The organism is Halobacillus faecis (genome assembly GCF_007991335.1).
Lineage (GTDB): Bacteria > Bacillota > Bacilli > Bacillales > Halobacillaceae > Halobacillus > Halobacillus faecis.
In genome coordinates this window covers 259,874-282,176 of the sequence record NZ_BJYD01000026.1, presented here as the reverse complement: position 1 = coordinate 282,176, position 22,303 = coordinate 259,874, and the positions used below count along the sequence as shown (strand labels likewise).

Genomic DNA, 22,303 nt, shown 5'->3' with positions numbered 1-22,303 from the left:
AATAAGAGGAGGAATAAACATGCGTAAAACTGTAATTGTTGCTGGAGCCCGTACCCCTTTTGGAAAACTTGGAGGATCGCTTGCACCTTTGACAGCTGCACAGCTTGGAGGTATCGCCATAAAAGCAGCTTTGGAACGTGCGAACGTGAAAGCAGAACATGTGGATGAAGTCATTATGGGGACTGTCCTTCAGGGTGGTCAGGGACAGCTGCCTTCCCGCCAGGCTTCAAGAGAAGCGGGCATTCCTTGGGATGTGAAAACAGAAACCGTAAACAAAGTTTGTGCCTCTGGTATGCGAAGTGTGACGATGGGCGATCAGTTCATCCGTTTAGGGGAAGAGGACATCATCGTTGCTGGTGGTATGGAGAGCATGAGCAATGCGCCTTACTTTATGCCGAAAGCACGCTTTGGATTCCGTATGGGCGACGGCGCCGTCAAAGATATGATGGTGCATGATGGTTTGACATGTTCCTTTGAAAATGTCCATATGGGAAACTACGGAAACCGGACAGCTGAAGAATTTGAATTAACAAGAGAAGCGCAGGATGAATGGGCGTATCGTAGCCACCAGAGAGCTGTGAAAGCTATAGAAGAAGGAACGCTTGGGGAAGAAATTACAGCAGTTGAAGTTCCTCAAAGAAAAGGCGATCCGAAAGTTGTCGATACAGATGAGGCGCCAAGAAAAGATACGACGGTCGAAGCTTTGGCTAAACTTCGTCCTGTTTTTGATAAAACGGGAACGATCACGGCAGGAAATGCCCCTGGGGTCAACGACGGAGCTTGTGCCATGCTGCTCATGTCTGACGAAAAAGCGGAAGAATTGGGTGCGGAGACACTGGCCACGATTCTCGCGCACGATGAAATTGCTGTGGAAGCTCAGGACTTCCCACAGACGCCTGGACTCGTCATTAATAAATTGTTGAAAAAAGCCGGGAAATCCATAGAAGAGATCGATCTGTTTGAAGTGAATGAAGCTTTTGCTGCCGTTTCCTTAGCAAGTGGCAAAATTGCAGGACTTGACCACGATAAAGTGAACGTCAATGGTGGAGCTGTTGCACTGGGTCACCCGATTGGAGCCAGTGGTGCGCGTATTCTTCTCACCCTTGCTCACGAATTAAAACGCCGTGGCGGTGGACTTGGAATCGCAGCGATTTGTTCTGGCGGAGGTCAAGGAGACGCCGTATTGATCGAGGTACCGAAACAATAAGGAGGAATGAGGGATGACAATCAATCAAGTCATGGTCATAGGGGCAGGCCAGATGGGTGCGGGAATTGCTCAGGTTTTTGCTCAGGCCGGATTGAACGTAAAAATGAACGACATGAGCCAGGATGCACTGGATCAAGGGCTGGCGGGTATTGAAAAGCGCCTGAAGCGGGCGGTTGAAAAAGGAAGAATGAGTGAAGAAGATCAAAAAGCGGCGTATGGCCGCTTACAGACAACGACTGACTTGAAGGACGCCTCTGACTGTGACCTTGTCGTGGAAGCGGTCGTTGAGAACATGGATGTGAAGGTAAGCGTCTTCCAACAGCTGGATGAGATTACTCCTGCACATGCCATTCTGGCAACCAATACATCTTCCTTACCGATTACGGAAATTGCTGCCGCGACTAAGCGTCCAGATCAGGTGATCGGCATGCACTTCATGAACCCTGTTCCTGTAATGAAGCTGGTGGAAATCATTCGTGCCATCCAGACGAGTGACGAAACGTATCAGGCGATTGAAGATATGACGAAGAAATTGGAAAAAACCCCTGTCGAAGTCGAGGACTTTCCAGGATTCGTGTCCAATCGAATTTTAATGCCGATGATTAACGAAGCGATTTATACGGTTCACGAAGGAGTAGCATCTCCTGAAGATGTGGATGCCGTCATGAAGCTTGGGATGAATCACCCGATGGGACCACTTACGCTTGCTGACTTTATCGGTCTTGATACGTGTCTATATATTATGGAAGTCCTTCATGAAGGATTTGGAGACAGCAAATACCGTCCCTGTCCGCTTCTGCGTAAATACGTGAAAGCAGGCTGGCTCGGGAAGAAGTCTGGACGCGGTTTTTACACCTACGAATAACGTGTGAAGGGGAGAGCGAGAATGAATTTGCAGTTCACGGATGAACAGGAAATGATGAGAAAAATGGTCCGCGATTTTGCGGAAAAAGAGGTGGCACCTGCCGTGGAGCGGATGGAACGGGAGGATCGGTTTCCTTCCGAGCTGCTTCCGAAAATGGGGGAACTCGGGTTGATGGGCGTGCCTATTCCAGAGAAGTACGGCGGCGCTGAGATGGATTACATCTCCTATATCATCGCGATTCACGAAATTTCAAAGGTGAGTGCGACGCTCGGAGTCATTCTATCTGTCCACACCTCAGTTGGAACAAATCCAATTTTGTATTTCGGTACAGAAGAACAGAAGAACAAATACATTCCGAAACTGGCATCAGGTGAATATTTAGGAGCATTCGCCCTGACAGAACCGAGTGCGGGTTCTGATGCGAGCAGTCTGAAAACACGAGCAGTAAAGCAAGGGGACCATTACATTCTCAACGGTTCTAAAGTGTTCATCACCAACGGAGGAAATGCAGATACATTCATCGTTTTCGCCCGTACGAATCCGGATGTGGAAACAAAGAGAGGATTGAGTGCGTTTATCGTAGAGCGGGACACCCCTGGCTTTTCCATCGGAAAGGCAGAGAAAAAGATGGGGCTGCACGGGTCCAGTACCGTTTCGTTGAACTTTGACCAATGCGAGGTTCCCGTTTCCCAACGACTCGGAGAAGAAGGGGAAGGGTATAAAATTGCGCTGGCCAATTTGAACATCGGACGAATCGGCATTGCCGCCCAGTCCCTTGGAATTGCGGAGGCGGCGCTTGAGCATGCGGTCTCCTATGCCAAAGAACGAGAGCAGTTCGGGCGTCCCATCGCCCATTTGCAAGGCGTATCGTTCAAACTTGCCGATATGGCGACAGAAGTAGAAGCGTCGAAGCTTCTCGTCTATAACGCCGCTTCTCTGCAGGCGGCCGGCAAAAAGTGTGGAAAAGAAGTGTCAATGGCCAAACTGATGGCATCCAAAACAGCGGTGAAAGCGTCGATTGAAGCTGTGCAGGTCCATGGAGGATACGGTTATACGGAAGATTATGCGGTCGAGCGCTTCTTCAGGGACGCCAAAGTTTGTGAAATATATGAAGGTACAAGTGAAATACAAAAAATCGTCATAGGCAATCATCTGATCAGAGACTAGGAGGATGACAGAATGAATTTTACTTTAACAGAAGAACAAGAAATGCTTAGAAAAATGGTTCGCGATTTTGCAAAGAATGAAGTGGAACCAACAGCTGCTGAAAGGGACGAGGAGGAACGCTTCGATCGTGAAATCTTCAATAAAATGGCAGAGCTTGGTTTAACGGGGATTCCATGGCCGGAGGAATATGGCGGTATCGGATCTGATTTCGTCAGCTATGTGATCGCAGTTGAAGAACTTTCCCGCGTCTGTGCTTCGACAGGGGTCACCCTTTCAGCGCATATTTCTTTAGCAAGCTGGCCGATCTACAAATTTGGAACAGAAGAACAGAAGAAAAAATATTTGACTCAACTCGCATCAGGAGAAGCGCTGGGAGCTTACGCTTTATCTGAGCCGGGAGCAGGAAGTGATGTTTCCTCCATGCGTACGCAGGCGAAACTTGATGGCGACCACTATGTGTTGAACGGAAGTAAGGTATGGATTACCAATGGCGGCGTCGCGGACATCTATGTTGTCTTTGCGAAAACAGATCCGAATGAGGGCAATCGTGGCATCAGCGCCTTTATCGTGGAGAAAGATACACCAGGATTCACCACAGGCAAGAAAGAGAAAAAGCTTGGAATTCGTTCGTCTCCAACGACAGAACTGATCTTCGAAGATTGCAAGATTCCTAAAGAAAACCTGCTCGGCGAAGAAGGAAAAGGATTTAAAGTGGCGATGATGACCCTTGATGGTGGTCGTAACGGCATTGCAGCACAGGCTGTTGGAATTGCGCAGGGGGCACTCGATGAATCCGTCAACTATGCTAAAGAGCGTGAACAGTTCGGCAAGCCGATCGCTCATCTACAGGGAATTTCTTTCAAGCTCGCTGATATGGCGACAGAAATTGAAGCTTCTCGTCTGCTTACTTACCAGGCCGCTTATTTAGAGTCTGAGGGACTGCCATATTCCAAGGCTTCTGCTATGGCCAAATTGTTTGCAGGAGACACAGCGATGAAAGTGACGACAGAAGCGGTCCAGGTCCACGGGGGTTATGGCTACACGAAAGATTACCCTGTCGAGCGTTACATGCGTGATGCGAAAATCACTCAAATCTATGAAGGAACACAAGAAATCCAAAGACTCGTTGTCGGCCGTATGGTCACCCAATAGAAGGTCTGTGTGATGCATCCACTGGCTGAACGAATCCAAAAGCAGGATATGAGGGCGTTGGCCCGAGCGATTACGTTGATCGAAAATGACGATGAAGAAAAACTCACGCTGATGAGCGATGTTTTTTCTATACAAAAACAGGCGCATTACATTGGCATTACAGGTTCACCGGGAGCGGGGAAAAGCTCGCTCATCAATCAACTGCTCACTTATTTAAGGCAGCAGGACCTTACAGTCGCTGTCATAGCGGTCGATCCTACCAGTCCATTCAGTGGAGGAGCACTGCTTGGCGATCGTACGAGGATGAACCAGCATTTTCTCGACCCCGGCATCTTTATCAGAAGCATGGCCACTAGAGGAAGCCTCGGTGGTTTAGCCCGGGCGACGAAAGACAGTATCCGTGTATGTGATGCTTACGGATTTGATGTGGTTCTCGTTGAAACGGTCGGTGTCGGTCAGTCCGAACTCGATATTATGAAAGTCGTGGATACGACAGGACTTGTGCTGACACCGAATAGTGGAGACGTCCTGCAAATTTTCAAAGCAGGAATTATGGAAATTGCAGATCTGTTCATCATCAACAAAGCAGACTTACCGGGAGTAAGAAAACTAAAATCCACACTAGAAGAATACATGATGATCGTGCAGCCGGAAGGATGGGAACCGCCCATTGTTCAAACGATCTCAACCGAAGCGAAAGGGATGGCGGAACTCTACGAAAGTATGAAAAGCCACCGGGAGTTTTTGTATGAGACGAACAAAGGGGCAGAGCGTCGAAAACAACAGCTCCAGCTGGAAGTGTACGATTTGATTCGGGAAGAAATTTGGCGGGAAGTTAAAGGTGAGATTGAAAAAGATACACAGAAGCTTGAAGCTTTTCAAAACCCGGATGCGGATCCATATGAACTGGCCAGATCCTGGTTTCGTGAATGGGTAAGGAAGGGGGAGTGAGTTTGGCTGAAAAACAAGTACCTTCAACCATTAAAGATGAAGCGCTTGTCTCCAAGCGTAGGAATCAGATGATTAAGGGCGCGGTCACTCTTTTCATAGAAAAAGGCTTCCATAAGACGACGACCCGTGAAATTGCCAAGGCTTCCGGGTTCAGTATCGGAACCCTCTATGAATACATTCGAAAGAAAGAGGATGTTCTGTTTCTCGTCTGTGACTCCATTTACCAGCGAGTCAAAGAGCGGATGGAAGAAGCGATCGATCCTCATCAGACGAGTGTACAAAGTTTGACCCATGCGATTCGCTCCTACTTTCAACTGATGGATGATATGCAGGATGAAGTTCTCGTCATGTATCAGGAAGTCAAGTCCCTGCCGCGCGATGCTCAGGATTACGTGTTGCAAAAGGAGCGCGATATGGTGGCGATGCTCGAACAAGTCATCGTCAACAGTCTGCCTGGAGAGCACCCGGAGGAAGAAATCAAGCTGATCGCCAACAATATTTTTGTCCAGGGACAGATGTGGGGATTCCGCCGCTGGATTCTTCAGCGCACGTTCACCATCGAAAGCTACACCAATACGCAAATTCAATTGTTATTGAAAGGTCTCGATAAAGAAGAAACACTTCAATAGAAAGGATGATCGGATATGGAACAACCGACAGTCTATAAGCCGAAAAACCCTGTCCGTTTCGTGACGGCCTCGAGTCTCTTTGACGGCCATGATGCATCGATCAATATTATGAGGCGGATTCTACAGGCGACAGGGGCAGAGGTCATTCACCTCGGCCATAACCGTTCCGTTGAGGAAGTGGTCAACGCGGCGATCCAGGAAGATGCCCAAGGGATCGCAATTTCATCGTACCAGGGAGGACATGTGGAATACTTTAAGTACATGGTCGATCTGCTGGAACAGAAGGGCGCCGGCCACATCCGTGTTTACGGTGGAGGGGGAGGCGTCATCATCCCTCGTGAAATCAAAGAGCTTCATGAGTACGGGGTCGCCCGCGTGTTTTCGCCGGAAGATGGTCGTACATTAGGGCTTCAGGGTATGATCAACTTAATGATTGAAGAGTGTGATTTCCTGCCACCGCTTGATGTAGAAAAAGGAGTGGAAGGCCTCTCATCTGGAGACCATCAATCCATTGCGCGCTTCATTACTTATGTTGAGAATACGCCAAAGAAAGAAAGGGAAGCTGTGGCCGCATTTGAGAGTGCTGTTGAGAAAATACAGGAAAAAACGATTCCCGTTCTTGGAATTACAGGGACAGGGGGAGCGGGAAAGAGTTCACTCACGGACGAATTGATCCGCCGCTTCGTCAATGAAATTCCTGATAAAAAAATCGCCATCTTATCTGTCGACCCTACCAAAAAGAAAACAGGCGGAGCCTTACTCGGCGACCGCATCCGCATGAACGCTATTTTCAACCCGCGTGTGTACATGCGATCTTTGGCAACTAGAGATGCCCGTTCCGAACTTTCAACAGCGGTTGAAGAAGCGATTCAAGTCGTTAAGGCGGCTGGTGTCGATTTCATCATCGTTGAAACAAGTGGAATCGGCCAGGGTGACGCGGCCATTACAGATATAACAGACTTATCCATGTACGTCATGACTGCAGAGTTCGGTGCACCATCACAGCTTGAGAAAATCGATATGATCGACTTTGCTGATTTTATTGTCATCAATAAATTTGAACAAAAAGGTTCGGAAGACGCTTTTAATCAGGTGAAAAAGCAGTACCAGCGAAGCCATATGCTTTTCCATGAAGATGACAGCAAGTTTCCGGTTTATGGGACGATCGCAAGTCAATTCAATGACCCTGGAACCAACACGCTGTTTGCGGCCATCATTGATCAGCTGAACGATAGATTTTCATGGCAGGATGAAACCTCTTTTTCCGGTCTTGAAAAAGTAGAAAAGCAGAACGTGATCATTCCGAATGAGCGCAAGCAGTATTTGCGTGACCTTGCGCTAGCCGTACGCAATTACCATAACGAAACAGAAGACCAGGCAGAAAAAGCGCGTAAACTCTATCAGCTGAAAGGTACCGCCAAGCTCGTGGAAGATGAAGCAACGAAAGAAAGTCTTCAGCGCTTAATCGAAGATTATGAACGTCATCTTTCTCGCGATGCGAAAGAGAAGTTGGAGGACTGGGACGCCCTTCACGAACGATATAGTGGAGACACATACACATTCAAAGTTCGTGATAAGGAAATTACGATGGATATCACAACGGAGAGCCTGAGCGGAACGAAGGTTCCGAAAGTCGCGCTTCCGAAATATACCGACTGGGGCGACCGTGTGTCATGGCTGTTACGTGAAAATGTTCCGGGTGCTTTTCCTTTTACTGCCGGAGTATTCCCGTTCAAGCGGAAAGGGGAAGATCCGAAGCGTCAGTTCGCAGGAGAAGGGACGCCGGAAAGGACCAACCGCCGCTTCCACTATTTATCAGAAGGGGACGATGCGAAGCGTCTCAGTACCGCTTTCGATTCGGTCACCTTATATGGGGAGGACCCGGATGAACGACCTGATATTTACGGGAAGGTCGGGGAAAGTGGCGTCAATATATGTACGCTTGAAGATATGAAAAAGCTGTACGATGGATTTGATCTTGTTGACCCATCCACGTCCGTTTCTATGACCATCAACGGTCCGGCACCGATTATTCTTGCGATGTTCTTCAATACTGCCATTGATCAGCAGCTTGAAAAGTTCAAGGAAGAAAACGGCAGGGAACCGAACGCTGAAGAAGCGTCTTCTATCAAAGCGAAGACAATCAATGTTGTCCGTGGTACCGTCCAGGCGGATATTTTAAAAGAAGATCAAGGACAGAACACATGTATCTTCTCTACAGAATTCGCGCTTCGTATGATGGGAGATATTCAGCAATACTTCATCGACAACGAAGTCCGTAATTATTATTCTGTTTCCATATCCGGCTATCATATCGCAGAAGCAGGAGCGAACCCGATTACACAGCTTGCCTTTACGCTAGCCAACGGATTCACCTATGTTGAGTACTACTTGAGCAGAGGGATGGATATCAATAAGTTCGCACCAAACCTGTCGTTCTTCTTCTCCAACGGTCTGGATCCAGAATATACCGTACTTGGCCGTGTAGCCCGCCGGATTTGGGCCATCGTCATGCGGGATAAATACGGAGCTAACGAGCGAAGCCAGAAGTTGAAGTATCACATTCAAACGTCCGGCCGTTCCCTGCACGCTCAAGAAATTGACTTCAACGACATCCGTACAACACTGCAGGCACTGATTGCCATCCAGGATAACTGTAACTCTTTGCATACCAACTCCTATGATGAAGCAATCACGACACCGACAGAGGAGTCTGTCCGAAGAGCGATGGCCATCCAGATGATCATCAGCAAAGAGTTCGGCCTGACGAAAAACGAAAACTCTCTCCAAGGGTCCTACATCATCAGAGAACTGACCGATCTGGTTGAAGAAGCGGTATTGCAGGAGTTTGAACGAATCAATGACCGTGGAGGAGTTCTCGGTGCGATGGAGCGCCAATATCAACGAGGCAAGATCCAGGAAGAATCTCTGTATTATGAAGGGAAAAAGCATTCCGGGGAACTACCGATCATTGGGGTGAATACGTACTTGAACCCGAATCCGCCTTCTGAAGAGGAAATCGACTCCATGGAACTGGCTCGTGCTTCTAAAGAGGAAAAAGAGCACCAGATCACAGAATTGCGTCGCTTCCAAACTTCCAATGAAGGAGAGGCTGGGAAAGCGTTGGAGCGTCTGAAGCAAGTGGCTTCCAGCGGAGGAAACATCTTTGAAGAATTGATGGAAACCGTCAAAGTCGCAAGCCTCGGTCAAATTACGAACGCGCTTTATGAAGTAGGCGGGCAGTATAGAAGGAATATGTAGGCGAGTCGCTAATATATGGAGGGAAGTCGCTAATATAATGATGAAAACTGCTAATATATAGTGAAAAGTCGCTAATATACCGCTGAAACCTGCGAATATAAATAATTAGCCCTCGCTAAAATGCTAGCGAGGGCCATTCTTTTAGTGGCCGCCGACCTGATCATCGTCATGGGCCTGATTCACTTCGGTTACATAAGGTTTTTTCATTCCATACCATTCATAAGTAAGGTTATACGTTTCGCCTTCTTTTAACAGCATCCAAGTACTCGTATCTTTGACGTGGATTTTCTTATTATCCACTTCTACAAAGTACCCGTCGTCATTATGAGTTTTCGATGTGATTTCTGCTTCTTCTTTATGTTCCTCATGGATCATACCGAAGCTTGTAAACAGCCAGATGCCTATGACTAGAGCAGCTATAATGGTGGCTACCCAGTTAAAAGGATGGTTTTGCACAGTACGTCTCTCCTTCTTTCGATCAATTCTACCTTTATTTTAAAATAAAATAGCTGGAACACCAACATTTATGTCTAACCTCTATTTTATATCGAAAGTTTAAATTCATGTAGGTTTGTCTAGAAAAGGTAAGGAAGACTCTATTTGATTTTTGTAAGGCCAACTCATATAATGGATGGTATGATTAAATGTGATTCGTATGCCCATGAGGTCACTTATTCTATTTTGTTTATATAAAGGAGTGCTGGACCGTGAGCTTAAAACAAATGAGCCGAGAGCAAATTGAAGAAACTTCCATGATTGTACTGGCTACTAAAATCCTAGAAGAAGAACGTGAAGCGATTGACTTTAACGAAATTTTCAAGCGCATCGCAGACATGAAAGGTTTTACTGATGCACAGAGAGAACAATACATCGCCCAGTTCTATACGGACATGAATATCGACGGTCAATTCATGACAATCGGAACAAACCGTTGGGGATTGAAGAAGTGGTACCCGGTTGAGCAAATGGAAGAGGAGATTGCCAACCTTCCACAAAAACGTAAAAAGAAAAAGAAGAAGAAGCCATCCAAATTGCTTGAAGATGAGTTGGGTGTGTCCGAATTCGATGATGCAGACGAGGACGAGCTTGAGGATGATCTTGAGCTGACAGATGAAGATTTAGACCTTGATGACGATGATGACTTCGAAGGTGATTATGAAGATGATGACCTGGATGAAGAAGAGGAAGAAATCGTGGAAGATGACATCAGCTTCATTGGAGATGACGACGAAGAAGAAGATAAATAAGGTGGTTGACTTTTAAAAGTCAAATCAGTAGAATCTTATTTGGGCTCTTTAATTTCCTTAAACGAAATTTCCAAACGCTCCCCGAGAGAGGGGAGCGTTTTTTGTTTTTTATATACGATCACACGCGGCGCCTTGGTTATGGCTAAGGCGCCTGTGCTTTTGTATCATTCAGCGTCCAAGCTTTCTTTCTGGCATGTAGTTTTGCCATGGAGGTATCCTGGACGCTTGTGCTTTTATGTAAATGCCCCTTATCAAATCGCAAGGATTAGTGAATAACTAAATAAGACAAATAGAGAAAGAGGGATTCAACGTGGCAACAAAATACATTTTCGTAACTGGCGGTGTCGTATCATCTTTAGGAAAAGGAATTACGGCAGCATCTTTAGGTCGTTTGTTAAAAAACCGAGGCATGAAGGTAACGATCCAAAAATTCGATCCTTACATTAACGTAGATCCGGGGACAATGAGTCCTTATCAACATGGGGAAGTTTTCGTAACGGATGATGGTGCAGAGACGGACCTTGACCTTGGTCACTACGAGCGTTTCATTGATATCAACCTGAATAAATTCAGCAACGTCACGACAGGAAAAGTTTATTCCAACGTCATTAAAAAAGAGCGTCGTGGTGATTATTTGGGAGGAACGGTCCAAGTCATTCCTCACATTACGAACGAAATTAAAGAACGTGTCTTCCGTGCTGGTCACGAAACGAACGCGGATGTCGTCATCACGGAAATCGGCGGCACAGTCGGGGACATTGAATCCCTTCCATTCCTTGAAGCCATTCGACAAATCAAGAGTGACATCGGCCGTGAGCATGTGATGTACCTGCATTGTACACTTGTTCCTTATTTGAACGCAGCAGGAGAAATGAAGACGAAACCGACACAGCACAGTGTTAAGGAGCTTCGCTCACTAGGCATCCAACCGGATGTTATCGTTCTTCGTACAGAAATGGCGATTTCTGAAGATATGAAAGAGAAAATCGCTCTGTTCTGTGACATTAATAAAGATGCCGTTATTGAAGCACGTGATGCCGACACCCTATACAATGTACCGATCACTTTGCAGGAGCAAAAGCTAGATGAGCTGACTTGTCAGCACTTCGGTTTAGATTTGCCGCCGGCAGACATGACAGAGTGGAACAAATTGATTGACCAAGTGAAAAACCTTCAGCACAAAACAACCATTGCGCTTGTCGGTAAGTATGTAGAGCTTCCGGATGCTTACATTTCCGTAGTAGAAGCACTGAAGCACGCCGGCTTCAGCTACGATTCTGATGTAGATGTAAAATGGGTGAACTCTGAAAACCTGAATGCCCAAAATGTTGCTGACGAACTGCAGGGTGTAGACGGAATTCTTGTTCCTGGAGGTTTTGGTGACCGAGGAATCGAAGGTAAAATCGATGCGATTCGATATGCACGTGAAAACCACGTACCATTCCTGGGAATCTGCCTTGGTATGCAGCTGGCAACGGTCGAATTTGCCCGTAACGTTCTTGGTCTTAAAGGAGCGCATTCCGCAGAAATCGATCCTTCTACAGAGCACCCGATTATCGACCTTCTTCCAGAACAAAAAGAAGTGTCTGATCTTGGTGGTACACTTCGTCTTGGTATCTATCCATCCCGCCTGCAACCAGGAACCAAAGCGATGGAAGCATACGGAGAAGAAGTTGTATACGAGCGACACCGTCACCGTTTCGAATTCAACAATCATTACCGTGAACAAATGGAAGCGGCAGGATTTAAATTCTCTGGTACAAGCCCGGACGGCCGTCTAGTTGAAATCATCGAGGTGGAAGATCACCCATGGTTCGTAGCCAGCCAGTTCCACCCAGAATTCAAATCACGCCCGACCCGCCCACAGGAACTATTCCACGGCTTCGTCGGCGCGGCAATGAAAACCAATCAATAATCTATCCTGGAGAGACGATCCCCAACAAGAGGGATCGTCTCTCTTTTTCTTAGAATTCTTTAAGTACACGGCAGGATTGTGGAACACTCGAATTCAAGATGGTTTCGAGGTTCCTTGACCGGATTGAGCATCAGGGGTGGCGGGGAAGCTACTCGCTTTCCTGTGGGAGAGTGGCGAGTCACCCCCGCAGCCCCAACCCACCACACAAACATCTCGAAACTTCTTCTACCGCTGAAGGGATCTTTTATGGAAGGAGATGGAATTGCAGAAATTTTGACAAACAGAACGTACGTGCGCAGGAATATGGAATAACTGTATAGAAAGTAAAAGACAGAGATAGATAGTGATAGGAATTGGGATTAAAAAAATGAATAGAAGGGAAGGGAATAGGCATGGCAAATCGAATCCTTATCGTGGATGACCAGCCAGGCATACGCCTCCTATTAGAGGAGATTCTGAAAACAGAGGGGTACGAAACCATTGCTGCAAAAACAGGCCGGGAAGCATGTGATCTTGTGGAAGAACAGGATCTGGATCTCATCATTATGGATTATAATCTTCCCGTTATGCATGGCAAGGAAGTTTTGCTCTACTTAGAAGAGATGCATTTTGACTCTCCCGTCATCATCATTACGGGGGCATCCAAAGAGTCGATTGAGAAGGAAGTGGAATTTCCTTTTGTGACAGATATCATAACTAAGCCCTTTGACATCCATAAATTGAAAGAAATGGTTAATGGAACCCTTGTTCACAGCCGTTCATGACTTTTTTCTTGATGTAAGCGCTATATAATTCTCCTGCTGTTGCACCATAGAAAGGGTATTGGTATTCTATTACTGTAACCAAACTTACATGGTGTGTTTTCGTATGGAAACAGACTTGTAAATACAATGCAGTACGCTAACTAAAGGAGGATTCTTTCATGCCACTAGTATCAATGAAAGAAATGCTAGAAAAAGCTAAGGAAGAACGCTACGGCGTAGGTCAGTTCAACCTTAATAACTTAGAATATGCTCAAGCGATTCTTCAGGCTGCTGAAGAAGAGCAGTCTCCAGTAATCCTGGGTGTATCTGAAGGTGCAGCACGTTACATGGGCGGCTTCAACGTTGTTGTCGACATGGTAAAAGCACTTATGAAGTCTTATGGTACAACGGTACCTGTTGCGATTCACTTGGACCATGGTTCAAGCTTTGAAAAATGTGCAGAAGCAATCCATGCTGGATTCACTTCTGTAATGATCGATGCTTCCCACGATCCACTTGAAGAAAATATTGCAGTTACCCGCAAAGTTGTTGAACTTGCACACATCCATGGTGTATCTGTTGAAGCAGAGCTTGGCCGTGTAGGTGGACAAGAAGACGACATCATCGTTGACGATGCGGAAGCAGCATACGCAATCCCTTCTGAGTGTAAGCAATTGGTCGACGAAACAAACGTTGACGTCTTCGCACCAGCACTTGGTTCTGTACACGGACCTTACAAAGGTGAGCCGAACCTTGGCTTTGACCGCATGGAAGAAATCATGGGACTTGTTGACAAGCCTCTTGTTCTTCACGGTGGTACAGGAATCCCAACAGCTGATATCAAGAAAGCTATTTCTTTCGGTACAGCTAAAATTAACGTAAACACGGAAAACCAAATGGCTCAAGGTAAAGCCGTACGCCAGATTCTTGCTGAACAGCCTGAACAGTACGACCCACGTAAATATCTTGGACCTGGTCGTGATGCGATCAAGGAAACGGTTATTGGTAAGATGCGTGAATTCGGATCTTCTCAAAAAGCGTAAAAATAGTTTAAAGGAAGCCGCTACCCTGTAGCGGTTTCCTTTTCATCATGTGTGAAAACGCCATCATTCGACTTTTTTCATCAACTTGGAGCAATAAAATGAAGCGAAGAGGAGTGGGGATATGAAATTTTTCATTGATACGGCAAACATAGAAGATATTCGGGAAGCGAATGCATTGGGGCTCTTAGCGGGTGTAACGACAAACCCGAGCCTCGTAGCGAAAGAAGGAGTATCTTTTCATGATCGGCTGAAAGAAATCACGGATGAAGTCGATGGTTCTGTCAGTGCGGAGGTTATCTCTGAAGACGCGGAGGGGATGATTCAGGAAGGGAAGGAACTTGCTGCGATCGCCCCGAATATTACAGTGAAGGTACCGATGACGTTGGAAGGTTTGAAAGCAGTGAAAGCTTTCAGTGACTTGAACATTAAAACAAATGTAACGTTGATTTTCTCCGCCAATCAAGCGTTGATGGCTGCCCGTGCCGGTGCCTCCTATGTATCACCATTCCTTGGAAGGCTGGATGATATTGGCCATAATGGGATGGAACTGGTGGCACAGATCTCAGAGATCTTTGACCGCCATGCCATTGACACACAAATCATTGCTGCCTCTGTCCGTCACCCCGTTCACGTAACCGAAGCGGCTATACACGGGGCCCATATTGCTACGATTCCTTTTAAAGTACTGAGTCAGATTGTTAAACACCCATTAACAGATCAGGGGATTGAAAAATTCTTGAATGACTGGAATAATCAAAAATAGTCGTGTGTTTTGGAAAATATTGCACATACTAAAATCATAATCTTCACCTTAAAGCGAGGAGTTTTACATGCATAAACTATTAGTGGAAGGCGGAAGACCATTGCGTGGACAGGTACGGGTCAGCGGTGCTAAAAACAGTGCTGTCGCCTTGCTGCCGGCGGCGATTTTGGCAGAAAGCCCTGTGACAATTGAAGGTCTTCCGGACATTTCTGATGTCGGGATCTTGTCGGACTTGCTAGAAGAGATTGGTGGCTCGGTACGGAAAGACGGAAGAACCGTACATATCGATCCATCTGAAATGGTCGACATGCCCTTGCCGAATGGGAAAGTAAAAAAGCTTCGCGCTTCCTATTATTTTATGGGAGCGATGCTTGGCCGCTTTAACAAGGCTGTCATCGGATTGCCAGGCGGCTGTCATTTAGGGCCTAGGCCGATCGATCAGCACATTAAAGGGTTTGAAGCTCTTGGTGCCAAAGTGACAAATGAACAAGGTGCGATCTATCTTCGTGCCAGAGAACTCAAGGGTGCCCGTATTTATTTAGATGTCGTCAGTGTCGGAGCAACCATCAATATCATGCTTGCGGCCGTCCGTGCAAAAGGGAAGACGGTCATTGAAAATGCGGCGAAAGAACCAGAAATCATTGATGTAGCCACCCTTTTGACAAGTATGGGGGCTAAAATCAAAGGGGCAGGAACAGACGTCATTCGTATTGAAGGTGTGGATACACTGAAAGGGTGTCTTCACACGATTATCCCGGACCGGATTGAAGCAGGCACGTACACGATTATGGCGGCTGCTCAAGGTGAGGAGATGATCATCGATAACGTCATCCCGCAACACCTGGAGTCGCTCCTGGCGAAATTGAGGGAGATGGGAGTCACCATCGAGGAAAATGATGAGCAGCTGTATGTTAAGCCAGGCAAAGACTTGAGAAGCGTCGATATTAAGACACTCGTTTATCCAGGCTTTCCTACAGATCTACAGCAGCCGTTTACTTCTTTACTCACACAGACTCAGGGCACAGGTGTCGTCACAGATACCATTTATCAGGCCCGTTTCAAGCATGTCGATGAATTGAGGCGTATGAATGCTTCAATTAAAGTCGAAGGCGGTTCTGCTATTGTGACAGGTCCTTCTAAGTTGCAAGGAGCGAAGGTGAAAGCGACAGACCTTCGTGCAGGAGCAGCTTTGGTCATAGCTGGGTTGATGGCTGAAGGTGTCACCGAGATTACAGGTGTCGACCACATTGAACGAGGATATGAAAACATTACGAACAAGCTGATCGATCTAGGTGCAAAAGTCTGGTATGAGGAGATGTCAGACGAAGAAATCGAGCAATTCCAAAATTCATAGGTTCATGTTTTCCATGGGGAGATGAGGAAAAATCATTGAATGATTGGGGAGATCACCATGGAAAGAAGTCTATCGATGGAATTAGTAAGAGTCACCGAAGCAGCTGCATTATCATCTGCGCGTTGGATGGGAAGAGGAAAGAAAGAGGAAGCCGATGATGCGGCGACCTCGGCCATGCGCGATGTGTTTGATACGATCCCGATGAAAGGGACAGTCGTGATCGGAGAAGGGGAAATGGATGAAGCGCCTATGCTTTATATCGGTGAAAAGCTCGGCAACGGGTACGGAGCAAGAGTCGATGTCGCTGTGGATCCACTTGAAGGGACAAACATCGTAGCTCAAGGGACGTGGAATGCCCTTGCTGTCATAGCGATCGCTGATCATAAGCAGCTTTTGCATGCCCCTGACATGTATATGAATAAAATAGCTGTCGGTCCGGAGGCTGTAGGGAAAGTGGATATCAATGCCTCCATTGCAGAAAATCTGCAAGCCGTTGCTGAGGCGAAAAAGAAAGATGTGGAAGATGTCGTTGCCGTCGTCTTGAATCGCGAACGCCACCAGGGGATCATTGAGGAGATCCGTGAGGCGGGAGCAAGAATCAAGCTGATCCCTGACGGAGATGTCGCCGCAGCGATCAATACAGCCTTTGATCATACAGGTGTAGATATTTTGTTTGGAATTGGCGGCGCTCCGGAGGGAGTACTCGCAGCGGTCGGTCTAAAATGCCTGGGAGGCGAAATCCAGGGCAAGCTTCTCCCTGCTAATGACGAGGAACGTCTCCGTTGTGAACAGATGGGGATTGAAGATGTCGACAAAGTCCTTTACATGGAAGATTTTTGTGGAGGGGATGATGCCATCTTTGCAGCCACCGGTGTCACCGATGGAGAACTTCTCAAAGGCGTTCAGTTTAAAGGTCAAAAAGCAACGACGCAAACGTTAGTCATGCGGGCGAAATCAGGAACCGTCCGTTTTATCGACGGAGACCACAGCCTGAAGAAAAAGCCAAACCTAGTCATGAAACCATAAAGTAAACACCCTTCATCAAAGAGAGAGGAAGCTGTGGTCAAACCAGCTTCCTCTTCATCTACAAAAGCCCACCTTCGAAAAACATTTCATAAAATAGCATTGAAACTGTAGAAAGACAGGAGTACAATAAAGATTGTTTGATTAGGATAGAAGATAACGACACCCGTCTCCTTATGCTTCTATTTTCCGACTTCACTTAACTTCTTCTCATTCTTCTAACCAAAAGTTCTGCTGTAGGATATGATCCTTTGTTAGGAAGCAGATCTTCTATTTAAGCAGGACCATTCAATAAATCCTTTAGAGAAGTTACAAATTTATATGTAAAAAGAATGTCATGACCCGGATTTTCACCATCCATCACTAGGAGTGTGAAATACATGACGTCCCATAAAAACTTTTATGCGTTCGTCTGCATGACTCGAAAATAAAGAAAAACTAATAAAAAGTGGTGATCACGTGGCGGATTTAACAATCTCCAATTTAGAAACAATGACATTGAAAGGGCTTTATGCGAAAGCTAGACAGTATAAAGTCTCTTACTATGCAAAACTGACAAAACGCGAATTGATCTTTGCGATTTTAAAAGCACAGGCTGAAAAAGATGGTTTCCTTTTCATGGACGGGATCCTTGAAATTATTCCTTCAGAAGGATTCGGATTTTTAAGACCGATCAACTATTCTCCAAGTGCAGAGGATATTTACATTTCGGCCTCACAAATCCGTCGTTTCGATTTAAGAAATGGGGACAAGGTATCTGGTAAGGTACGGCCACCGAAAGAAAATGAACGTTATTACGGTCTTCTACACGTCGATGCTGTAAACGGGGAGGACCCAGATTCTGCAAAGGAAAGAGTACATTTCCCTGCATTGACCCCATTGTATCCGGATCGTCAAATGAAGCTTGAAACGGAGACGAAAAAGCTATCGACACGAATTATGGATTTGATGTCGCCCGTTGGTTACGGTCAGCGTGGACTGATTGTCGCTCCACCAAAAGCAGGAAAGACGATGCTTTTAAAACAAATGGCCAACAGCATCTCTACGAATCACCCCGACGCAAAGCTCATCATTTTGCTTGTTGATGAACGACCGGAAGAGGTGACGGATATCGAACGCTCGGTAGCTCCGGATGTGGATGTTGTGAGCTCCACGTTTGATGAAGTTCCTGAAAACCACATCAAGGTTTCTGAATTAGTATTGGAAAGAGCGATGCGTATCGTTGAGCACAAACGCGATGTCATTGTTCTCATGGACAGCATCACTCGTTTAGCCCGTGCTTACAACCTGGTCATCCCTCCAAGTGGACGTACATTGTCAGGAGGAATCGACCCAGCTGCCTTCCACCGTCCGAAACGGTTCTTTGGTGCTGCGCGTAACATCGAAGAAGGGGGGAGCTTGACGATTCTTGCAACCGCCCTTGTGGATACAGGTTCGCGTATGGATGATGTCATTTATGAAGAATTCAAGGGGACAGGAAACATGGAGCTGCATCTTGATCGCAGTCTTGCGGAGCGACGGATCTTCCCTGCCATTGATATTCTTCGTTCAGGAACAAGAAAAGAAGAATTGCTTCTTCCTCAAACACACCTGGATAAAATCTGGGCCATCCGGAAATCGATGTCTGATTCGCAGGACTTCACGGACAGGTTCCTGCGTCGCTTGAGAGCATCGAAAAATAATGATGAATTTTTCGACCTCATGGATAAAGACATGAAAGGGAAAGCAACAGCTACCCGCCGTTAAAAAGATTTTATGGTAAGATCGATTGTCTGTTTCTTGAAACTGGATGTTGCATCAGGGGGGAGCCCCTGTTATAATCATTCTATGTGAGTTTCAGTACAAGGTGTTATCACGAACCTTCGACGGCTCTTACAATAACTCTGTTTCCAAAGGACTCAGGGCAAAAAGGAGTGGAAGAACATGAAAGCAGGAATTCATCCAGAATACCGTAAAGTTGTATTCCTAGACACAAGTTCTAATTTCAAGTTTCTAACAGGGTCTACTAAGTCTTCTGAAGAAACAATCGAGTGGGAAGATGGAAACACGTATCCATTGATCCGCGTAGAGATTAGTTCTGCGTCTCACCCGTTCTACACAGGTAAGCAGAAAGCTGATAAAGCTGGCGGCCGTGTGGATCGCTTCAAGAAGAAATATAACCTTTCATAATTATGATACCCTCTCTTTTGGGAGGGGCTTCATCATTTTGAACAAAAACAGGCAAATTGTCTCAGATGTTTGCCTGTTTTTTTGTCAAAAAATAGGGGTATGAAAGAAAGCCTTTGTTACAAAGGCACTGAATGATACTCTTTAAAGGACTTATCAATAAGGGGAGCTGTCCTTGGTGATTAAAGCCGCCGTTCGATTGGCGCCATCAAGGGAGCTCTTTTTTGTTGAAATAAAGGGGAGGATACCGGATGATCCCCCCATATGTGAAGCTTGATTGAGTGAGAAGGGAGCGACAGTAGACGTGTATGTAATGAAACAAAGTGGGTGGGTTGAACTCATCTGCGGAAGTATGTTCAGCGGGAAATCAGAGGAGTTGATCCGTCGTGTCAGGCGTGCGACATTCGGTAATTTGACCGTCCGCGTTTATAAACCTGCGATTGATGACCGGTACAAAGAAGATGCGGTTGTATCTCATAATGGCACTTCTGTGATGGCTCGTCCTGTAAAAAGCTCGCTGGATATCCTTCAGCATGTGACGGATGAAGTGGATGTCGTAGGAATCGATGAAATGCAGTTTTTTGACGAGCATATTGTAGAGGTCGTGGAGTGTTTGGCAGACAAAGGCATACGCGTCATCGTCGCTGGACTGGATACCGACTTCAGAGGTGAACCTTTTGGTAAAATGCCTGAAATGATGGCGCTGAGTGAAAGTGTTACGAAGTTAAACGCCATCTGCCCTGTCTGTGGTTCACCGGCCAGCCGTACTCAACGCTTGATCGATGGGGCGCCCGCTTCCTATGACGATCCAATCATCTTAGTCGGTGCATCGGAATCATACGAACCGCGTTGCCGCCATCATCACGACGTACCGAACAAGCCCAGGCAACAGGAAGTGAAAAAGGTTTACGCTGAAAAAACAACATAAACCACTACTCAGACAGCTGATCTCCAGCTGTCTTTTTCTTTTTCACTATTCTTAAATAGAAGCTCCCTTTTCTTGAAGACTCAGTATCGAGATATTTGTTAAGTGGATGGGGACTACGGGGAATAACTCGCTTTCCGTGGGAGCGCGGTGTGCCTCCTCGGACTGTGTCCTGTGGGGTCTCACCCTGCACTTTTCTCCCACAGGAGTCTCGCCATTCCCCTCCGCCCCCTTGCCATATCAGTCTAAATTACTACCACGAATAGCAGAGTTCCCAAGCTCTGTTGAAATGCAGAAGACTGTGGTACTCCTTATTGAAATGCTGTTACAGTGCGCTTTATAACTCCTGGACAAGAAGGTTTGAAGACGCTCCTTCTAAGTGTAGGGGTTCGTTTTTCACACTCAACGAATGGGGTGGTTGGGAAGCTGCGAGACTCCCGTGGGAGAAAGAGATAGGCGAGATCCCGGATGACGGAGTCCAAGGAAGCTCGGCGCTCCCCCACAGGAAAGCGAGTTGCTTCCCAGCCACCCCTGACGCCTAACAGGGCAACGAACCCCGGAAACATTTCGAAACTGAGTCTTACACATTCCTCCCAGTTATTTGTATGAATGTGCTGTCTTGTTTACTCGATGTGCTCGGTTCCGTTTAAAATATGGTGTTATGTGATACTTTAAGTGTAGATAAACGTTTGGTCTGGGGGGATAAGGATGGATAAGCGATCCATTCAATCAGAAATGTCGAGCTATATTGGTAAGCTGTTACGTGACCACTTTGGAAAAGGACCCTCTTCTGTTTTCGTCTCCATTGAAGGGAAATTTCTCACCATTTACTTAAAAGATTTTCTTGCCCCAATGGAGCGGGTATTAGTGGGGCAGAAAAATGATAAAAAAGTGGAAGAAACACGTGACCTCATGATGAGGGAATTGATTCCTGATATAAAAGCAACCTTTCGCGCCAGTGCGGGAATATATGTCGACAATCTGTATTACGACTGGTCTCTGTCAAGACAAACCGGTGTACTTATCGGAGTGATTACCACGGACAACCCTGAAGACGATGACGGATTGAAATCTTATGAACACAAAGACGCTGTCCATGAAGAAGTGGAAATACTAAGCAGGAAAGCAGAAAAAACACCTGCTTCTATCCGATCATTTCTGCTAAATGATCGGACACTACTGATCGAGCGGAATGGAATATTGGTGGCCATTGAAAAGGAAATGATCAATGCAGGGTATGAGCAGCCCTTGAAAATTTCCAAACGGAGGCTGGAAAAAAGGCTTTTAAATCATGCGTCTTTCGAAACGATTCTTGGCGCAAGCGTAGAAGATGTCTTTGTAGACTGGGATTTCAGTAAGGACCGAAGTTATATGGTTCTGATTTTGAAACCATAAAGAGGGGGATGTAGAATGGTCGGCGAAAAAAACACCAAGCTGCTGGAGAAAACACTTTTGCTTGAAGAATGTATGAATGCTTATAAATATGCTGTGGAAACTGTCCAGAAAAACAGCCCGCTTATGGATGAAATGGCCGCTTCATGTGCTGGGGTTTGCAGGGAGGCAGCAGAAGAATGCTTAACTCTCGGAAAAGTGGAAAACGACAGAGTCTATCTTATGTGTTTGGAGTATGTCCGCTTATGTGAAGAGCTTGAAAGCCACCAAATCTTTCCGCAGCAAAAGGACATGAAAAAATCAGTGTAATGGACCTGTTTTCATTTGATCGATTCTGTACTATAATAGTACTTGGGATGAAACGGAGATGTTTGATCCTTACACGTGCTTAACCATTGAACGATGATAACATTTTTATATAGTATTCGGTATCATTGATCTGGACAATAGAGCTAGACAAAAGCCGAAAAGTATCTTTCTTTCCACAAGTGGATACTTTT

Annotated in this window: 20 protein-coding genes; 19 read left to right on the top strand and 1 reads right to left on the bottom strand. The window is 46.2% G+C overall.

Annotation, left to right across the window (positions count from 1 at the left end):
* Nucleotides 1–19: 19 nt before the first annotated feature.
* Genes HFA01_RS15015 through icmF form a run of 7 tightly spaced genes read left to right on the top strand, consistent with a single transcriptional unit; the run spans nucleotide 20 to nucleotide 9,232 of the window.
* Nucleotides 20–1,207 (top strand): acetyl-CoA C-acetyltransferase, encoded by a 1,188-nt coding sequence (locus HFA01_RS15015; RefSeq protein ID WP_146817666.1) that lies wholly within the window; start codon nucleotides 20–22, stop codon nucleotides 1,205–1,207.
* A gap of 13 nt (nucleotides 1,208–1,220) precedes the next feature.
* A complete protein-coding gene (locus HFA01_RS15010) occupies nucleotides 1,221–2,072 on the top strand; it encodes a 3-hydroxybutyryl-CoA dehydrogenase (protein WP_146817663.1) in 852 nt (283 codons plus the stop codon).
* 21 nt (nucleotides 2,073–2,093) lie between these two features.
* On the top strand, nucleotides 2,094–3,239 hold the full coding sequence (locus HFA01_RS15005) for an acyl-CoA dehydrogenase (RefSeq protein WP_146817661.1): 1,146 nt from the start codon (nucleotides 2,094–2,096) through the stop codon (nucleotides 3,237–3,239).
* Between the two features lie 12 nt (nucleotides 3,240–3,251).
* A complete protein-coding gene (locus tag HFA01_RS15000) occupies nucleotides 3,252–4,391 on the top strand; it encodes an acyl-CoA dehydrogenase (RefSeq protein WP_146817659.1) in 1,140 nt (379 codons plus the stop codon).
* A 12-nt stretch (nucleotides 4,392–4,403) separates the two neighbouring features.
* Nucleotides 4,404–5,342 (top strand): methylmalonyl Co-A mutase-associated GTPase MeaB, encoded by a 939-nt coding sequence (meaB, locus tag HFA01_RS14995; protein ID WP_146817657.1) that lies wholly within the window; start codon nucleotides 4,404–4,406, stop codon nucleotides 5,340–5,342.
* 2 nt (nucleotides 5,343–5,344) lie between these two features.
* Nucleotides 5,345–5,971 carry a TetR/AcrR family transcriptional regulator gene (locus HFA01_RS14990; RefSeq protein WP_146817654.1) on the top strand — a complete coding sequence of 209 codons (627 nt, stop codon included), beginning with the start codon at nucleotides 5,345–5,347 and terminating at the stop codon, nucleotides 5,969–5,971.
* 15 nt (nucleotides 5,972–5,986) lie between these two features.
* A complete protein-coding gene (gene icmF, locus HFA01_RS14985) occupies nucleotides 5,987–9,232 on the top strand; it encodes a fused isobutyryl-CoA mutase/GTPase IcmF (RefSeq protein WP_146817652.1) in 3,246 nt (1,081 codons plus the stop codon).
* Between the two features lie 141 nt (nucleotides 9,233–9,373).
* On the opposite strand, the gene HFA01_RS14980 is transcribed toward icmF, so the two are convergent.
* Entirely contained in the window at nucleotides 9,374–9,688 is a 315-nt protein-coding gene (locus HFA01_RS14980) for a hypothetical protein (protein WP_146817650.1), read from the bottom strand.
* Nucleotides 9,689–9,939: 251 nt separating this feature from the next.
* Between HFA01_RS14980 and rpoE the strand changes: the two genes are divergently transcribed.
* The 12 genes from rpoE (at nucleotide 9,940) to HFA01_RS14920 (ending at nucleotide 22,112) form a co-directional block, all read left to right on the top strand.
* The gene (gene rpoE / locus HFA01_RS14975) at nucleotides 9,940–10,479 is read left to right on the top strand and encodes a DNA-directed RNA polymerase subunit delta (RefSeq protein WP_146817648.1); all 540 of its coding nucleotides are present in this window, start codon (nucleotides 9,940–9,942) and stop codon (nucleotides 10,477–10,479) included.
* Nucleotides 10,480–10,789: 310 nt separating this feature from the next.
* The gene (pyrG, locus tag HFA01_RS14970) at nucleotides 10,790–12,394 is read left to right on the top strand and encodes a CTP synthase (RefSeq protein ID WP_146817646.1); all 1,605 of its coding nucleotides are present in this window, start codon (nucleotides 10,790–10,792) and stop codon (nucleotides 12,392–12,394) included.
* Between the two features lie 392 nt (nucleotides 12,395–12,786).
* Nucleotides 12,787–13,158, top strand: coding sequence for a response regulator (locus tag HFA01_RS14965; RefSeq protein ID WP_146817644.1), 372 nt, complete (start codon nucleotides 12,787–12,789; stop codon nucleotides 13,156–13,158).
* Between the two features lie 158 nt (nucleotides 13,159–13,316).
* Nucleotides 13,317–14,180 carry a class II fructose-1,6-bisphosphate aldolase gene (gene fba / locus HFA01_RS14960; RefSeq protein ID WP_146817642.1) on the top strand — a complete coding sequence of 288 codons (864 nt, stop codon included), beginning with the start codon at nucleotides 13,317–13,319 and terminating at the stop codon, nucleotides 14,178–14,180.
* Nucleotides 14,181–14,301: 121 nt separating this feature from the next.
* Nucleotides 14,302–14,943 carry a fructose-6-phosphate aldolase gene (gene fsa / locus HFA01_RS14955; protein WP_146817640.1) on the top strand — a complete coding sequence of 214 codons (642 nt, stop codon included), beginning with the start codon at nucleotides 14,302–14,304 and terminating at the stop codon, nucleotides 14,941–14,943.
* A 67-nt stretch (nucleotides 14,944–15,010) separates the two neighbouring features.
* On the top strand, nucleotides 15,011–16,297 hold the full coding sequence (gene murA, locus HFA01_RS14950) for a UDP-N-acetylglucosamine 1-carboxyvinyltransferase (protein WP_146817638.1): 1,287 nt from the start codon (nucleotides 15,011–15,013) through the stop codon (nucleotides 16,295–16,297).
* Nucleotides 16,298–16,354: 57 nt separating this feature from the next.
* Nucleotides 16,355–17,323: a class II fructose-bisphosphatase gene (gene glpX, locus HFA01_RS14945; protein ID WP_089654857.1), complete on the top strand. Its 969-nt coding sequence runs from the start codon at nucleotides 16,355–16,357 to the stop codon at nucleotides 17,321–17,323.
* A 456-nt stretch (nucleotides 17,324–17,779) separates the two neighbouring features.
* Complete coding sequence (gene rho, locus HFA01_RS14940) at nucleotides 17,780–19,066, top strand: transcription termination factor Rho (RefSeq protein WP_146817636.1); 1,287 nt, start codon at nucleotides 17,780–17,782, stop codon at nucleotides 19,064–19,066.
* Nucleotides 19,067–19,243: 177 nt separating this feature from the next.
* The gene (locus HFA01_RS14935; protein ID WP_089654859.1) at nucleotides 19,244–19,489 is read left to right on the top strand and encodes a type B 50S ribosomal protein L31; all 246 of its coding nucleotides are present in this window, start codon (nucleotides 19,244–19,246) and stop codon (nucleotides 19,487–19,489) included.
* 301 nt (nucleotides 19,490–19,790) lie between these two features.
* Nucleotides 19,791–20,414, top strand: a complete 624-nt coding sequence (locus HFA01_RS14930; RefSeq protein ID WP_146817719.1) for a thymidine kinase — start codon at nucleotides 19,791–19,793, stop codon at nucleotides 20,412–20,414.
* Nucleotides 20,415–21,119: 705 nt separating this feature from the next.
* Entirely contained in the window at nucleotides 21,120–21,806 is a 687-nt protein-coding gene (locus HFA01_RS14925; protein ID WP_146817634.1) for a Na-translocating system protein MpsC family protein, read from the top strand.
* A 15-nt stretch (nucleotides 21,807–21,821) separates the two neighbouring features.
* Nucleotides 21,822–22,112, top strand: a complete 291-nt coding sequence (locus tag HFA01_RS14920; RefSeq protein ID WP_146817632.1) for a four-helix bundle copper-binding protein — start codon at nucleotides 21,822–21,824, stop codon at nucleotides 22,110–22,112.
* Nucleotides 22,113–22,303: the final 191 nt, after the last annotated feature.

Coding starts and splice junctions, on each gene's coding strand:
- HFA01_RS15015 (WP_146817666.1), top strand. CDS start 20: ATGCGTAAAACTGTAATTGTTGCTGGAGCCCGTACCCCTTTTGGAAAA.
- HFA01_RS15010 (WP_146817663.1), top strand. CDS start 1,221: ATGACAATCAATCAAGTCATGGTCATAGGGGCAGGCCAGATGGGTGCG.
- HFA01_RS15005 (WP_146817661.1), top strand. CDS start 2,094: ATGAATTTGCAGTTCACGGATGAACAGGAAATGATGAGAAAAATGGTC.
- HFA01_RS15000 (WP_146817659.1), top strand. CDS start 3,252: ATGAATTTTACTTTAACAGAAGAACAAGAAATGCTTAGAAAAATGGTT.
- meaB (WP_146817657.1), top strand. CDS start 4,404: ATGCATCCACTGGCTGAACGAATCCAAAAGCAGGATATGAGGGCGTTG.
- icmF (WP_146817652.1), top strand. CDS start 5,987: ATGGAACAACCGACAGTCTATAAGCCGAAAAACCCTGTCCGTTTCGTG.
- HFA01_RS14965 (WP_146817644.1), top strand. CDS start 12,787: ATGGCAAATCGAATCCTTATCGTGGATGACCAGCCAGGCATACGCCTC.
- fba (WP_146817642.1), top strand. CDS start 13,317: ATGCCACTAGTATCAATGAAAGAAATGCTAGAAAAAGCTAAGGAAGAA.
- fsa (WP_146817640.1), top strand. CDS start 14,302: ATGAAATTTTTCATTGATACGGCAAACATAGAAGATATTCGGGAAGCG.
- murA (WP_146817638.1), top strand. CDS start 15,011: ATGCATAAACTATTAGTGGAAGGCGGAAGACCATTGCGTGGACAGGTA.
- glpX (WP_089654857.1), top strand. CDS start 16,355: ATGGAAAGAAGTCTATCGATGGAATTAGTAAGAGTCACCGAAGCAGCT.
- HFA01_RS14935 (WP_089654859.1), top strand. CDS start 19,244: ATGAAAGCAGGAATTCATCCAGAATACCGTAAAGTTGTATTCCTAGAC.
- HFA01_RS14925 (WP_146817634.1), top strand. CDS start 21,120: ATGGATAAGCGATCCATTCAATCAGAAATGTCGAGCTATATTGGTAAG.
- HFA01_RS14920 (WP_146817632.1), top strand. CDS start 21,822: ATGGTCGGCGAAAAAAACACCAAGCTGCTGGAGAAAACACTTTTGCTT.